11 protein-coding genes and 2 rRNA genes are annotated in these 14,666 nt (G+C 68.9%); 2 read left to right on the top strand and 11 right to left on the bottom strand.

All coding sequences use genetic code 11. The features are described from left to right. Nucleotides 1-183: 183 nt before the first annotated feature. The 5 genes from OHA19_RS31090 to OHA19_RS31070 form a co-directional block, all read right to left on the bottom strand. On the bottom strand, nucleotides 184-951 hold the full coding sequence (locus OHA19_RS31090) for a hypothetical protein (RefSeq protein ID WP_405752351.1): 768 nt from the start codon (nucleotides 949-951) through the stop codon (nucleotides 184-186). A gap of 149 nt (nucleotides 952-1,100) precedes the next feature. Continuing rightward, nucleotides 1,101-2,846: a DNA repair protein RecN gene (recN, locus tag OHA19_RS31085; RefSeq protein WP_405711275.1), complete on the bottom strand. Its 1,746-nt coding sequence runs from the start codon at nucleotides 2,844-2,846 to the stop codon at nucleotides 1,101-1,103. A gap of 108 nt (nucleotides 2,847-2,954) precedes the next feature. Then, the gene (locus tag OHA19_RS31080) at nucleotides 2,955-3,860 is read right to left on the bottom strand and encodes an NAD kinase (RefSeq protein ID WP_405711277.1); all 906 of its coding nucleotides are present in this window, start codon (nucleotides 3,858-3,860) and stop codon (nucleotides 2,955-2,957) included. Further along, nucleotides 3,857-4,672 carry a TlyA family RNA methyltransferase gene (locus OHA19_RS31075; RefSeq protein WP_405711279.1) on the bottom strand — a complete coding sequence of 272 codons (816 nt, stop codon included), beginning with the start codon at nucleotides 4,670-4,672 and terminating at the stop codon, nucleotides 3,857-3,859. Before OHA19_RS31075 ends, OHA19_RS31080 begins: the two co-directional genes overlap by 4 nt. A gap of 7 nt (nucleotides 4,673-4,679) precedes the next feature. Next, a complete protein-coding gene (locus OHA19_RS31070; protein WP_405752348.1) occupies nucleotides 4,680-5,018 on the bottom strand; it encodes a hypothetical protein in 339 nt (112 codons plus the stop codon). Nucleotides 5,019-5,061: 43 nt separating this feature from the next. Between OHA19_RS31070 and OHA19_RS31065 the strand changes: the two genes are divergently transcribed. Continuing rightward, nucleotides 5,062-5,409 carry an SCP2 sterol-binding domain-containing protein gene (locus OHA19_RS31065; RefSeq protein ID WP_388592412.1) on the top strand — a complete coding sequence of 116 codons (348 nt, stop codon included), beginning with the start codon at nucleotides 5,062-5,064 and terminating at the stop codon, nucleotides 5,407-5,409. 53 nt (nucleotides 5,410-5,462) lie between these two features. Here OHA19_RS31065 and OHA19_RS31060 read toward each other — a convergent pair whose 3' ends face one another. Both OHA19_RS31060 and OHA19_RS31055 read right to left on the bottom strand, forming a co-directional pair. Further along, nucleotides 5,463-6,305 carry an ABC transporter ATP-binding protein gene (locus OHA19_RS31060; protein ID WP_405752345.1) on the bottom strand — a complete coding sequence of 281 codons (843 nt, stop codon included), beginning with the start codon at nucleotides 6,303-6,305 and terminating at the stop codon, nucleotides 5,463-5,465. Between the two features lie 150 nt (nucleotides 6,306-6,455). Next, entirely contained in the window at nucleotides 6,456-7,484 is a 1,029-nt protein-coding gene (locus OHA19_RS31055) for an HAD hydrolase-like protein (protein WP_405752342.1), read from the bottom strand. A 72-nt stretch (nucleotides 7,485-7,556) separates the two neighbouring features. Between OHA19_RS31055 and OHA19_RS31050 the strand changes: the two genes are divergently transcribed. After that, on the top strand, nucleotides 7,557-8,834 hold the full coding sequence (locus OHA19_RS31050; RefSeq protein WP_405711287.1) for a DUF1015 family protein: 1,278 nt from the start codon (nucleotides 7,557-7,559) through the stop codon (nucleotides 8,832-8,834). 58 nt (nucleotides 8,835-8,892) lie between these two features. Here OHA19_RS31050 and OHA19_RS31045 read toward each other — a convergent pair whose 3' ends face one another. The 4 genes from OHA19_RS31045 to OHA19_RS31030 form a co-directional block, all read right to left on the bottom strand. After that, nucleotides 8,893-9,636 carry a tetratricopeptide repeat protein gene (locus OHA19_RS31045; RefSeq protein ID WP_405711289.1) on the bottom strand — a complete coding sequence of 248 codons (744 nt, stop codon included), beginning with the start codon at nucleotides 9,634-9,636 and terminating at the stop codon, nucleotides 8,893-8,895. Then, the gene (locus OHA19_RS31040; protein ID WP_405752339.1) at nucleotides 9,621-10,907 is read right to left on the bottom strand and encodes a hypothetical protein; all 1,287 of its coding nucleotides are present in this window, start codon (nucleotides 10,905-10,907) and stop codon (nucleotides 9,621-9,623) included. Before OHA19_RS31040 ends, OHA19_RS31045 begins: the two co-directional genes overlap by 16 nt. 221 nt (nucleotides 10,908-11,128) lie before the next feature. Further along, nucleotides 11,129-11,245 (bottom strand): 5S ribosomal RNA (rrf, locus tag OHA19_RS31035). A gap of 133 nt (nucleotides 11,246-11,378) precedes the next feature. Beyond that, nucleotides 11,379-14,503, bottom strand: a 23S ribosomal RNA gene (locus OHA19_RS31030). Nucleotides 14,504-14,666 lie beyond the last annotated feature (163 nt).

Below are 14,666 nucleotides of genomic sequence, written 5' to 3'. Positions count from 1 at the left end.
ATTGGCTCCCGGGGCTCCCGAGTCGGCGGTGATGGCATCGCCAAGGATGCCAGTCCGTACGCGCGTTCCGGCACAATCGAGCCGCCGTTGCGGCCCGCACCGCAACAACCGGATCCGGCCTACCACTCGCACGGGTGAGAAACCGGCACGTTGTTGCCGTGCCCGCCCCTGCCGCCTCCTCCGTCAGCGGTCCGCCGGCACCCGGGCGAGCCGGTGGCTGATCCGGTCCCCGTACGCCGCCGCGACGACCAGCCCCGCAGCATGCGCGGCGAGTCCGGCCCGGCCTCGGCCCGCGACGATCGCCACCCCGAGGGCGGCCCCCAGGGCGTGGACGCCGGTGTCCCCCAGCATGGTCCGCTCCCCCAGGTCGTCGGCGACGAGCGCGGCCACGGCGCCCATCGGCGCGGCGGCGAGTCCGCCCTGCGGCAGCCCCGGCGCCCCGAGGGCGAGCACGGCGGCGGCGGCCGCCGCGGGCCGTACGTCGATCAGATTGACGAGATGGGCGGTTCCGGCGATCACGACCGCGGCGAGCACCCGGTCGACGGGCCGCTCCTTGAGCAGCGCACCGGCCGCGAGCCCGGCGGCCCCGGTCCCGAAGAGCTTCACCGCGCCGGAGGTCACCTCGCCGTCCCGCAGCGCCCCCAGGTGGGCGCGGAAGCCGCGGCGCGGATCGTCCGCACCGACGAGGTCGTCGTACGCACCACAGCCGCCGGCCGCCAGCACGGCGAGCACAGCGGCGCCCCGGGTGCGCGCCGGGAGCGGGAGGACGGCCGCTCCGGCCGCGGTACCGAGGGCGGCGGCCGGCCCCGCGTACAGATCGACGGTTCGGCCCGCGTAGTTGCTCCGCTGCCATCGCGGGCGCGGCCGGGCTCGCAGCGCCCGGTACACGCCCCCCGCGACGACGACGGCGACGGCACCGGACTTCGCGGCCCTGCTGAACGCTGCTCCCATGCGCGCCACCCTACGCAGCGGCCCGCCCCGGCCGCCGAGCGGTCGTCCGGCGGCCGGACCCGCCACGGGACAGCCGCTACCCGTCGGCCCGCGCCGCGGCCAGCAGCTCCTCCGCGTGGCCGGCGGCCGGACCCGCCACGGGACAGCCGCTACCCGTCGGCCCGCGCCGCGGCCAGCAGCTCCTCCGCGTGGGCCCGTGCCGTCTGGGAGTCCTCCTGGCCCGCGAGCATCCGGGACAGTTCCCGCACCCGGTCCTCGCCCTCCAGGACCGTGACCCCACTGCTGGTCACCGACCCGTCGACGGTCTTCTCGACCAGCAGCTGCCGGTCCGCGAAGGCCGCCACCTGCGGCAGGTGCGTGACGACGACGACCTGGGCGGACCTGGCGAGCTTGGCGAGCCGCCGCCCCACCTCGACCGCGGCCTTGCCGCCGACGCCCGCGTCGACCTCGTCGAAGAGGTACGTGGGTACGGGGTCGGCGCCCGCGAAGACCACCTCGACGGCGAGCATCACCCGGGACAGCTCACCGCCCGAGGCACCCTTGGCGATCGGCCGTGGCTGGGCACCGGGGTGCGGGGCCAGCAGCAGTTCGACCTCGTCGGCGCCGGACGGCCCGTAGACCACGCTCCGTCCGTCGATCTCGATGCCGGACGCCTCGTCGGCCGCCTCGGTCTGCCGGATGTCGAAGGAGACCCGGGCGTGCGGCATGGCCAGCGAGGCCAGTTCCGCGGTCACCGCTTCGGCGAAGAGCGCGGCCGCCCGATTGCGGGCGTCGGTCAACGCCTGGCCGAGGCCGGAGAGTTCGTCCCGCAGCGCGTCGCGTTCGGCGGTCAGCTCGCCGATCCGGTCGTCGTCGCCCTCCAGCTCGGTGAGCCGGGCGGCGCCCTCCTGGGCCCAGGCGAGCACGGCGCCGATGTCCTCGCCGTACTTCCGGGTGAGCGCGGTGAGCGCCGCGCGCCGCTCCTCCACCGCGGCGAGCCGCAGCGGATCGGCGTCCAACTGGTCGGCGTACCCGGCCAGTTCGCCCGCCACGTCGGAGAGCAGGATCGAGATCTCGCCGATCCGGTCGGCGAGCGCCGCCAGTGCCGGGTCGTGGGCGCGCACGGCGTCCAGGGACCGTCCGGCGGCGGCGACCACGGTCGTGGCGTCGACGCCCTCCGGATCCTCCGGATTGCCCGCGAGCGCGGTGTGCGCGAGAGCCGCGGCGGAGGCGAGCGCCTCGGCGTGGCCGAGCCGTTCGGCCACGGCGGCGAGGTCCGTGTCCTCGCCCGCCAGTGGTTCGACCGCGGCGATCTCGCCCAGCCCGAAGCGCAGCAGATCGGCTTCCTGCGCGCGCTCCCGGGCCCGCGTGGTCAGCTCGTCGAGCTCCGTGACGACGGCCCGCAGCCGCCGGTACGCCGCCGCGTACCCGGCGTGCGGTCCGGCGACGCCCTCGCCCGCGTACCGGTCGAGCGCCTGTCGCTGCCGGGCGGGCTTGAGCAGCCCCTGCTGGTCGGTCTGGCCGTGCACGGCGACGAGCTCGTCGGCGAGTTCGGAGAGCACCCCGACCGGCACCGAACGGCCGCCCAGATGCGCCCGGGAGCGCCCCTCGGCGGAGACGGTACGGCTGATCAGCAGCGCACCGTCCTCGATCTCGGCCCCGGCCTCCTCGGCCCGCAGGGCGACGGTGTCGCCGTCGGACACCGTGATCCGCCCCTCGACGACGGCGGCCTTGGCCCCGATCCGTACCAGGGCGGGGTCTGCGCGCCCGCCGAGCAGCAGCCCGAGGCTGGTGACGACCATGGTCTTGCCTGCGCCGGTCTCGCCCGTCACCGCGGTGAAACCGGGTGACAGCTCCACCACCGCGTCGTCGATGACTCCGAGCGACCGTATCCGCATCTCCTCCAACACGGACACGACCTTACGAGGTCCGGGCGCCGATGTGCGACGGACCCCGCCTCCCGAGGGTCACTCTCCCGTGTATCACGATCCCATCCGCAACACCTCCGGGGGAATGTCCGACGGTCAGTGCGGTGCGCCCCGCCACCCCGAGACCGGCAGGGCGAACTTCGCGACCAGCCGGTCGGTGAACGAGGCGTGGTGCAGCCGCGCCAGCCGTACGGGCACCGCGCCGCGCCGGACCTCGACCCGTGCGCCCGCGGGCAGTTCCACGGTCCTGCGGCCGTCGCACCACAGCACTCCGTGCGGGGTGTGCTGCTGGACCTCGACGGCGAGCACGGACGTCGGGGAGGTCACCAGCGGTTTGGCGAACAGCGCGTGGGCGCTGATCGGCACCAACAGCAGCGCCTCGACCTCGGGCCAGACGACGGGGCCGCCCGCCGAGAAGGCGTACGCGGTCGATCCGGTCGGGGTCGCGCAGACGATCCCGTCGCAGCCGAACCCGGTCACCGGACGGCCGTCGATCTCCAGGACGACCTCCAGCATCCGCTCGGGCGACACCTTCTGCACGGCCGCCTCGTTGAGCGCCCAGTCGGTGTGGACGATGTCGCCGTTGCTGTGCACCAGGACATCGAGGGTCATGCGTTCCTCGACCTGGTAGGCGCGGGTGACGACCCGGTCGACGACCTTGTCCAGGTCGTCCCGTTCGGCCTCGGCGAGGAAGCCGACCCGGCCGAGGTTGACGCCGAGCATCGGCACCCCGGACGCGCGGGAGAACTCCGCGCCGCGCAGCAGCGTCCCGTCCCCGCCCAGCACGATCAGCAGTTCACAGCCGTCCACGGCCTTGGGCGTGGTGTCCGTGACCGTCTCGACGGACGGCGGCAGCGGCAGATCGGCCGCTTCGGTGGCAAGTACCCGTACGCCGAGGCCACTGCGCAGCAGCCCCTGTACGACCAGTTCGGCACTGCGGATAGCGGCCGGGCGGCCGGTGTGTGCCAGAAGAAAGACAGTTCGTGCCGCATTCGTCGTCAACGAGGCCCCTCCGCCACTGCACGGTCGACATCTGCGGGATCGAGCTCAGGTGCTCCTGCCCGCAGCCAGAGAAAGTACTCGACATTTCCCGAGGGCCCCGGCAGCGGGCTCGCCGTCACCCCCCGCACCCCGAGCCCCAGCGCCCAGGCCCGGCGTGCCACCTCCCGTACCGCTTCGGCCCGCAGCTCGGGGCTGCGCACCACGCCGCCGCTGCCCAGCCGCTCCTTGCCCACCTCGAACTGCGGCTTGACCATGAGGACCAGGTCCGCGTCGGGGGCGGCGCAGCGCGCCAGGGCGGGCAGCACAAGGCCCAGCGGGATGAACGACAGATCGCCGACCACCAGGTCCACCGGCTGCCCGTCGATCGCCTCCAGCGTCAGCTCCCGCACGTTGGTGCGGTCCTTCACGGTGACGCGTTCGTCGGACTGGAGCGACCAGGCGAGCTGCCCGTAGCCGACGTCGACGGCGACGACATGGCCGACGCCGGCCCGCAGCAGCACATCGGTGAAACCACCGGTCGACGCCCCGGCGTCCAGCGCCCGCCGCCCCTCGACCTCCAGTCCGAGAGGTACGAACGCGGCGAGGGCGCCCGCCAGCTTGTGCCCGCCGCGCGAGACGTACTCGGGGTCGCTGTCGTCCTTGATCACGACGACGGCGGCGCTGGTCTCGACCTGGGTGGCGGATTTGGTCGCGGTGTTCCCGCCGACGGTCACCCGCCCCGCGGCGATCAGCTGGCTCGCGTGCTCGCGCGAGCGGGCGAGCTTACGGCGTACAAGCTCGGCGTCGAGGCGGCGACGTGCCACTCCTGCCACGTTCGGTTCAGCTCCTGTTGTCGTACGAGGGCATCGGTGCGGGTACCGGTGCGGGTGTGGGACCTGCGTCCAGCGCGGTCAGCGTTTCGCGCAGCCCACGGTGTACATCCTCGTACACCTCGATGTGTCCGTCCGCCGGGAGGTGGTCCGCATCGGCGAGACGCTCCAGCTCCGCGTCCACCGCGGCGTTGCCCGTGGGGGTGCGCACGACGCCGAGGGGCGCGGGCCCGGCGGGCTCCGGCGGGGCCGCGGCGGCCGGGGCCGGGCCTTCGCCGGACGGATCCGGTGCGGCGTTCCGGGGCGCTGTTCCGGCTGCCGTCCCCGGTTCCGGCATCGAGTCGCTCATGCGGGAAACGCTACCGCGAAGGGCTGCGGTACCGTCGATCACGATGGCGACCATGGCGGAGTGCCGCAGCGCACTCGACAGACTTTCCGACAACCTCGCGGGGGCCGACGGCGACGTGCGCGGCGCGGCCGCTCTCGACCGCTCGCTGAGCTGCCACATCAAGGACCTCGACATCACCTTCACCGGCCGGCTGGCCGATGGCCGGATCCAGGTCCTGGACACGGTCGACGGCGGGCCCCGCGAGAAGGCCGAAATCCGGCTCGCGATGACCGGCGACGACCTGGTGGCCATGGTGGACGGCGAGCTGAATTTCGCCAAGGCGTGGGGGTCGGGCCGGGTCCGCCTGGAGGCCGGCTTCCGTGACCTGCTGAGACTCAGATCGCTCCTGTAGCCGGGCAGGGGCTTCCACGACCGCCGGGCCCGGCGGTGTTCCGGCCCTGCCCGTCAGCCCGCGGCCGACGCCCCGGCGGACGCCTCGCGCCGCACACCCGCTCCGCCGCCGCGCGGCTTGCGCGCGGCCGGTACCACCAGCGGGGTCCCGGTCTCCGGGTCGTCGATGACCTGGCAGCGCAGTCCGAAGGCCCGCTCCACCAGTTCCGCCGTGACGACCTCGCCCGGTGCCCCCTCCGCGATCACCTCGCCCTCCCGCATCGCGATGAGGTGGGTGGCGTACCGGGCGGCGTGGTTCAGATCGTGCAGGACGGCGACCAGGGTGCGCCCCTGTGCCTCGTGCAGCTCCGCGCAGAGGTCGAGGACATCGATCTGGTGCTGGATGTCGAGATACGTCGTCGGCTCGTCGAGCAGCAGCAGCGGCGTCTGCTGCGCCAGCGCCATGGCGATCCAGACGCGCTGCCTCTGCCCGCCGGACAATTCATCGACATATCGATCGGCGAGCGCACCGACCCCGGTCGCCGACATCGATTCCTCGACAATGCGCTCGTCGTCCGGCGACCACTGCCGCAGCAGCCCCTGGTGCGGATACCGGCCACGCCCGACGAGGTCGGCGACGGTGATGCCGTCCGGCGCGATGGAGGACTGCGGCAACAGCCCCAGCGTCCTGGCGACCTTCTTCGCCGGCATCCCGTGGATCGCCTGCCCGTCCAGGAGCACCCGTCCACTGGCCGGCTTCAGCATCCGCGCGAGCGCGCGCAACAGGGTCGACTTGCCACAGGCGTTGGGGCCGACGATCACCGTGAACGAGTTGTCGGGAATCTCGACCGAGAGATTCTCCGCGATGACCCGCCGGTCGTAGCCGAGGGCCACCGAGTCCGCGGTGAGGCGCTGCATGGTCGTACTCCCGGAGTCGGAGGTGATCGGGTGCGGGGTTCGTCCGGACGACAACACACCGAGCAGGACAAAGTTAGGTTAGCCTACCCTGCTCTACACTGATGCGGCCGGGCGCCTCCCCGCTGTTGGCACGGCCGGGCCCCTCCTCCGCTACAGCCCCAGCCTGGCGACCGCCTTGCCCGCGTCCAGCCCGCACGAGCCGTCCCCGGCGTACGACCACGCCGCCCCGCAGAGCGCCCGCAGCCCGTCGAGCACGTCCCCGTCCCCCACCAGCACCAGCTCGTCCCCGCGCACCGACGCCGTCCACTCCCCGCACACGAAGCCCTCGGCCCTCTCCGCCACTTCGGGCTGCCCGGTCAGCAGCCCCCGCAGATCGGCGTCCACGTACGTCGGCCGGTGCTCCGGCACCGCGGCGACCAGCTGCGCCGCGTCCGTCACCCCGGTGAGCACCAGCAGGGAGTCCACCCCGCCGTTGAACGCGCCCTCGATGTCCGTGTCCAGCCGGTCGCCGACCACCAGCGGACGCTCGGCCCCGGTCCGCAGCACCGTCTCCCGGTGCATCGGCGGCAGCGGTTTCCCGGCAACCTGCGGCTCGGCCCCGGTGGCGATCCGTACGACCTCCACCGCCGCGCCATTGCCCGGTGCGATCCCCCGGGCGCCAGGGATCGTCAGATCCGTGTTGGACGCGAACCACGGCACCCCGCGCGCGATCGCGTACGCCGCCTCGGCGAACCGCCCCCAGGCCATGTCGGGGCCGCCATACCCCTGCGCCACCGCGACCGGCTCGTCGTCCGCCGACTCCACCGGCACCAGACCGCGCTCCCGGAGCGCGACCCGCAGCCCCTCGCCGCCCACCACGAGCACCCGCGCCCCGGCGGGCAGCTGGTCGGCCATCAGCCGGGCCACCGCCTGCGCCGAGGTGATCACGTCGGCGGACTCCGCAGGTACGCCGAGTTCGGTCAGGTGGGCGGCCACCGCGGCCGGCGTCCGCAGGGCGTTGTTGGTCACGTACGCCAGGTGCATCCCGCCGTCCCGCGCCGCCCGCAGCGAGTCGACGGCGTGGACGATCGCGTGGCCGCCCGCGTACACCACCCCGTCGAGATCCAGCAGCGCCGTGTCGTACGCCTCGTTCAACGCGGTGCTGCTGCCACTTGGCCTGTTCGTGTTCGCCTGACTCATTCTTTGCGCTCCTCGTCCCATGCTTTTCGTTCCGATCATCGCGCATCCCGTCCGCACACATACGATGCAGAAATGAACACATCAGGTCCGGCCGGCCAGGGACTGCGTCTGATTCCGTTCCGCGGCCTGCGGTACGTCCCCGAGCGGGTCGGCAGTCTCGCTGCGGTGACCTCACCGCCGTACGACGTCGTCGTCCGCCCCGACGGGCTGCACCACCTGGAGTCGGCGGATCCGCACAACATCGTCCGGCTGATCCTGCCGCAGGCGGACACGGCGGCGGCCCGTCACCAGCAGGCTGCGCAGACCCTGAAGCGCTGGCTTGCCGAGGGCGTCCTCGCACCGGACAGCGAGCCCGCGCTGTACGTCTACGAGCAGCGTGACGCCGAGATCCTGCAACGCGGCGTCGTCGGAGCGCTGGCGCTGTCCGCCCCCGCCGACGGCATCGTCCTGCCGCACGAGGACGTGATGGCCCATGTCGTCGAGGACCGGGCCGACCTGATGCGCACCACCGCCGCCCACCTCGAACCGCTGCTGCTCACCTACCGCAGCAACGACGACGGCTCGGGCGCGACCGCCGTGATCGAGCGGACCACGGACCGCCCACCGCTGCTCGCCACCACCACCGAGGACGGCTACCACCACCGGCTCTGGGCGGTCACCGACCCGGCCGACCGCGCCGAGATCGAGACCGACCTGGCCCGCCACCAGGCCCTGATCGCCGATGGCCACCACCGCTGGGCCACCTATCTCCGCCTCCAGCAGGAGCACACCGCTCCGGGCCCCTGGGACTTCGGCCTGGTCCTCCTCGTCGACACGGCCCGCTACCCGCTCCGGGTCCGCGCCATACACCGGCTGCTGCACCGCCTCCCGGTCGCCGACGCACTCGCCGCGCTGGACGGCCTCTTCCGCATCCGCGACCTGGACGGACCTCTCCCCCGGGCCCTGGACGCACTCGCCGAGGCGGCCGCCGAGGGCAACGCGTTCCTGCTCGCCGGCGACGGGGGCTTCCACCTCATCGACCGCCCCGACCCCGGACTGCTGTCCCGGACGATTCCCACCGACCGCCCGGCCGCCTGGCAGACCCTCGACGCCACGGTCCTGCACTCGGCGCTGCTCGACCGCATCTGGCGGATTCCCGATGCCCCGGAACACATCGCGTACATCCACGACACCGCGGCCGCAGTGGAACAGGCCGAACGTCACGACGCGACGGCGGTCCTGATGCATCCGGTACGCGAGGAAGTCGTCCGGGACCTCGCCCGGCAGGGCGTCACCATGCCCCGCAAGTCGACCTCCTTCGGCCCCAAGCCGGCCACCGGCCTGGTCCTGCGGAGCCTCGACCTCGGCTGACCCGACAGCGACAAAAAAAGGGCGGCACCCCTCCTGGGGTGCCGCCCTCTCTCATGCCTTACGCCTCGGACGTACGGTCCTCGTCCTCGCTGTCCTTCGCGGTGGCAGCCGACCCGGGAGCCTCGCCGGCCTCGGCATCGACCTCAGCCTCGGCGTCGTCCTCATCCTCGTCGAGAGCATCGACGAACTCGACGCCGTCCATCTCGGCGAGCCGGTCGGACGCATCGGTGGAGCCGTCCTTGTCGGCCTCCAGCGCCTTCCCGAACCACTCACGCGCCTCGTCCTCGCGCCCGGCCGCCAGCAGCGCGTCGGCGTACGCGTAGCGCAGCCTGGCCGTCCACGGGTGCACGGCGTTCGACGCGAGCTCGGAGCTCTGCAGCGTGACGATGGCCGCGTCGAGCTGGCCCATGTCCCTGCGCGCCCCAGCGGCAACCAGACGCATCTCGACCTGTCCGGCCTTGTCGAGCTTCTGCACCTCGGGCTCGCCGGCCATGGCCATCGCCCGCTCGGGCCGCCCCAGTCCACGCTCGCAGTCGGCCATGACGGGCCACAGCTCCACGGACCCGGTCATCCGCTTGGCAGCCCGGAACTCCGCCAGCGCCTCCGAGTACTTCTGCGTGGCGTACGCGGCGAACCCGGCCGCCTCACGCACCGCGGCGACCCGCGAGGCCAGCCGAAGCGCGATCCGCGAATACGCGTACGCCTGCTCCGGGTCCTCGTCGATCAGCCGGGCAACCATGACCAGGTTGCGCGAGACGTCCTCGGCCAGGGTCTTCGGCAGGCTCATCAGCTCCTGCCGCACGTCCTTGTCGATCTCGTCACCGGTGACGTCCTCGGGAATCGGAAGCCGCTTGATCGGCTCGCGGTCCCGGTCGTCCCGCCGCTCGTACCCACCACGGTCGTCGCGCCCGCGGTAGCCACCCCGGGCCCCACGGTCGTCCCGCTGCCCGCGGTATCCCCCACCGCGGCTGTCGTCCCGGCGGAAACCGCCACCGGAACCGCCACCACGGCTGTCATCGCGACGGAAACCGCCACCACGGCTGTCGTCGTCACGGCGGGGCCCACGCGGCCGGTCATCACGCCGCTCGAACCCACCCGACGGACGCCCACCACGCTCATCATCCCGACGCGGCCCACGATCATCACGGCGGAAACCACCACGTTCATCGTCACGACGCGGCCCACGGTCCCGATCACGGTCGTCCCGACGGAACCCACTACCGGACCCACCACCGCGACTGTCGTCCCGGCGGAAACCGCCACCGGACCCACCACCACGGCTGTCATCGCGACGGAAACCGCCACCACGGCTGTCGTCGTCACGGCGGGGCCCACGCGGCCGGTCATCACGCCGCTCGAACCCACCCGACGGACGCCCACCACGCTCATCATCCCGACGCGGCCCACGATCATCACGGCGGAAACCACCACCGGACCCACCGCCACGGCTGTCATCGCGACGGAAACCGCCACCACGGCTGTCGTCGTCACGGCGGGGCCCACGCGGCCGGTCATCACGCCGCTCGAACCCACCCGACGGACGCCCACCACGCTCATCATCCCGACGCGGCCCACGATCATCACGGCGGAAACCACCACCGGAACCGCCACCACGGCTGTCATCACGGCGGAACCCACCACCGGAACCGCCACCACGGCTGTCATCACGCCGAGGTCCACGGTCGCGGTCGTCGCGGCGGAAACCGCCACCACGGCTGTCGTCGTCACGGCGGGGCCCACGCGGCCGGTCATCACGCCGCTCGAACCCACCCGACGGACGCCCACCACGCTCATCATCCCGACGCGGCCCACGATCATCACGGCGGAAACCACCACCGGACCCACCGCCACGGCTGTCGTCCCGCCGGAACCCACCACCGGAACCGCCACCACGGCTGTCATCACGGCGGAACCCACCACCGGAACCGCCACCACGGCTGTCATCACGCCGAGGTCCACGGTCGCGGTCGTCGCGGCGGAAACCACCGCCACCGCTTCCGCCGGTGGGCCGGCTGTCATCACGCCGGTAGCCACCACGGTCGTTGTCTCGACGCGGCCCACGATCCCGGTCACGGTCGTCCCGACGGCCGCTGAAGCCGCCTCGGTCACCACCGTCCCGTCGACGCGGCTCGCGCTCCGAACGATCGTCGGGAGAGTTGGTGGACATCGGCGTGACTCCTGTCATCGGGTACTACAAGACATTCTGGCGCAGCCGGACATCCGACGCGCTTCGACAAAACAAAAGGACCCTTGGTCCCAGCATGAACGCTGGGACCAAGGGTCCTTGAAAGATTGTTCGGCGGCGTCCTACTCTCCCACAGGGTCCCCCCTGCAGTACCATCGGCGCTGAAAGGCTTAGCTTCCGGGTTCGGAATGTAACCGGGCGTTTCCCTAACGCAATGACCACCGAAACACTATCGGGCCATCCCGCAGAGCGGGATATCGGCACTTAGCGAACAAGCACACTTTTCAATTAAGTAGTGAAGCTGTTCAACCGGTGCGACTGTTCGCAACCCGGGAACAACACAGTGGACGCGAGCAACTGAGGACAAGCCCTCGGCCTATTAGTACCAGTCAGCTCCACCCGTTACCAGGCTTCCACATCTGGCCTATCAACCCAGTCGTCTACTGGGAGCCTTAACCAATCAAGTTGGTGGGAATACTCATCTCGAAGCAGGCTTCCCGCTTAGATGCTTTCAGCGGTTATCCTTTCCGAACGTAGCCAACCAGCCATGCCCTTGGCAGAACAACTGGCACACCAGAGGTTCGTCCGTCCCGGTCCTCTCGTACTAGGGACAGCCCTTCTCAATATTCCTACGCGCACAGCGGATAGGGACCGAACTGTCTCACGACGTTCTAAACCCAGCTCGCGTACCGCTTTAATGGGCGAACAGCCCAACCCTTGGGACCGACTCCAGCCCCAGGATGCGACGAGCCGACATCGAGGTGCCAAACCATCCCGTCGATATGGACTCTTGGGGAAGATCAGCCTGTTATCCCCGGGGTACCTTTTATCCGTTGAGCGACAGCGCTTCCACAAGCCACTGCCGGATCACTAGTCCCGACTTTCGTCCCTGCTCGACCCGTCGGTCTCACAGTCAAGCTCCCTTGTGCACTTACACTCAACACCTGATTGCCAACCAGGCTGAGGGAACCTTTGGGCGCCTCCGTTACTCTTTAGGAGGCAACCGCCCCAGTTAAACTACCCATCAGACACTGTCCCTGATCCGGATCACGGACCCAGGTTAGACATCCAGCACGACCAGAGTGGTATTTCAACGGCGACTCCACAACCACTGGCGTGGCTGCTTCAAAGTCTCCCACCTATCCTACACAAGCCGAACCGAACACCAATATCAAACTGTAGTAAAGGTCCCGGGGTCTTTCCGTCCTGCTGCGCGAAACGAGCATCTTTACTCGTAGTGCAATTTCACCGGGCCTATGGTTGAGACAGTCGAGAAGTCGTTACGCCATTCGTGCAGGTCGGAACTTACCCGACAAGGAATTTCGCTACCTTAGGATGGTTATAGTTACCACCGCCGTTTACTGGCGCTTAAGTTCTCAGCTTCGCCGACCCGAAAGTCAGCTAACCGGTCCCCTTAACGTTCCAGCACCGGGCAGGCGTCAGTCCGTATACATCGCCTTACGGCTTCGCACGGACCTGTGTTTTTAGTAAACAGTCGCTTCTCGCTGGTCTCTGCGGCCACCCCCAGCTCATGGAGTAAATCCAATCACCAGTGATGGCCCCCCTTCTCCCGAAGTTACGGGGGCATTTTGCCGAGTTCCTTAACCATAGTTCACCCGAACGCCTCGGTATTCTCTACCTGACCACCTGAGTCGGTTTAGGGTACGGGCCGCCATGAAACTCGCTAGAGGCTTTTCTCGACAGCATAGGATCATCCACTTCACCACAATCGGCTCGGCATCAGGTCTCAGACTATATGCACGACGGATTTGCCTACCGTGCGTCCTACACCCTTACCCCGGGACAACCACCGCCCGGGCTGGACTACCTTCCTGCGTCACCCCATCGCTTACCTACTACCACCTTGGTTCATCGGCTCCACCACTACCCTCAACTCCGAAGAGATCGGGCCGGCTTCACGGACTTAGCATTAATGGGCTCAGTACTGGGCGTTTCAAAGCGGGTACCGGAATATCAACCGGTTGTCCATCGACTACGCCTGTCGGCCTCGCCTTAGGTCCCGACTTACCCTGGGCAGATCAGCTTGACCCAGGAACCCTTAGTCAATCGGCGCACACGTTTCTCACGTGTGTATCGCTACTCATGCCTGCATTCTCACTCGTGAACCGTCCACAACTCGCTTCCGCGGCTGCTTCACCCGGCACACGACGCTCCCCTACCCATCCGTACTCCCGTTGGGGATTAATGTACGAATGACACGACTTCGGCGGTACGCTTGAGCCCCGCTACATTGTCGGCGCGGAATCACTTGACCAGTGAGCTATTACGCACTCTTTCAAGGGTGGCTGCTTCTAAGCCAACCTCCTGGTTGTCTCTGCGACTCCACATCCTTTCCCACTTAGCGTACGCTTAGGGGCCTTAGTCGATGCTCTGGGCTGTTTCCCTCTCGACCATGGAGCTTATCCCCCACAGTCTCACTGCCGTGCTCTCACTTACCGGCATTCGGAGTTTGGCTAAGGTCAGTAACCCGGTAGGGCCCATCGCCTATCCAGTGCTCTACCTCCGGCAAGAAACACACGACGCTGCACCTAAATGCATTTCGGGGAGAACCAGCTATCACGGAGTTTGATTGGCCTTTCACCCCTAACCACAGGTCATCCCCCAGGTTTTCAACCCTGGTGGGTTCGGTCCTCCACGAAGTCTTACCTCCGCTTCAACCTGCCCATGGCTAGATCACTCCGCTTCGGGTCTTGAGCATGCTACTGAAACGCCCTATTCGGACTCGCTTTCGCTACGGCTTCCCCACACGGGTTAACCTCGCAACACACCGCAAACTCGCAGGCTCATTCTTCAAAAGGCACGCAGTCACGACTGCATGTGCAAGCACATACAGCGACGCTCCCACGGCTTGTAGGCACACGGTTTCAGGTACTATTTCACTCCGCTCCCGCGGTACTTTTCACCATTCCCTCACGGTACTATCCGCTATCGGTCACCAGGGAATATTTAGGCTTAGCGGGTGGTCCCGCCAGATTCACACGGGATTTCTCGGGCCCCGTGCTACTTGGGTGTCTCTCAAACGAGCCGTCAATGTTTCAGCTACGGGGGTCTTACCCTCTACGCCGGACCTTTCGCATGTCCTTCGCCTACATCAACGGTTTCTGACTCGTCCCACGGCCGGCAGACCGCAGAAGAGAGATCCCACAACCCCGCATGCGCAACCCCTGCCGGGTATCACACGCATACGGTTTGGCCTCATCCAGTTTCGCTCGCCACTACTCCCGGAATCACGGTTGTTTTCTCTTCCTGAGGGTACTGAGATGTTTCACTTCCCCTCGTTCCCTCCACACTGCCTATGTGTTCAGCAGCGGGTGACAGCCCATGACGACTGCCGGGTTTCCCCATTCGGACACCCCCGGATCAAAGCTCGGTTGACAGCTCCCCGGGGCCTATCGTGGCCTCCCACGTCCTTCATCGGTTCCTGGTGCCAAGGCATCCACCGTGCGCCCTTAAAAACTTGGCCACAGATGCTCGCGTCCACTGTGCAGTTCTCAAGCAACGACCAGCCACCCATCACCTCACCCTTGCAGGCAAGTTCACTGGGGCCGGCGTTTGAAGGCAACCTTGCGGCCATACCTTCAGACACCCAACAGCGTGCCCAGTACCCGGAATTCATCCGACCCGCT

Source organism: Streptomyces sp. NBC_00012 (assembly GCF_045040875.1).
In the GTDB taxonomy this organism is placed as follows: Bacteria; Actinomycetota; Actinomycetes; order Streptomycetales; family Streptomycetaceae; genus Streptomyces.
Note: the sequence above shows the minus strand (reverse complement) of the source record. Positions and strands in the feature narration are given on the sequence as shown.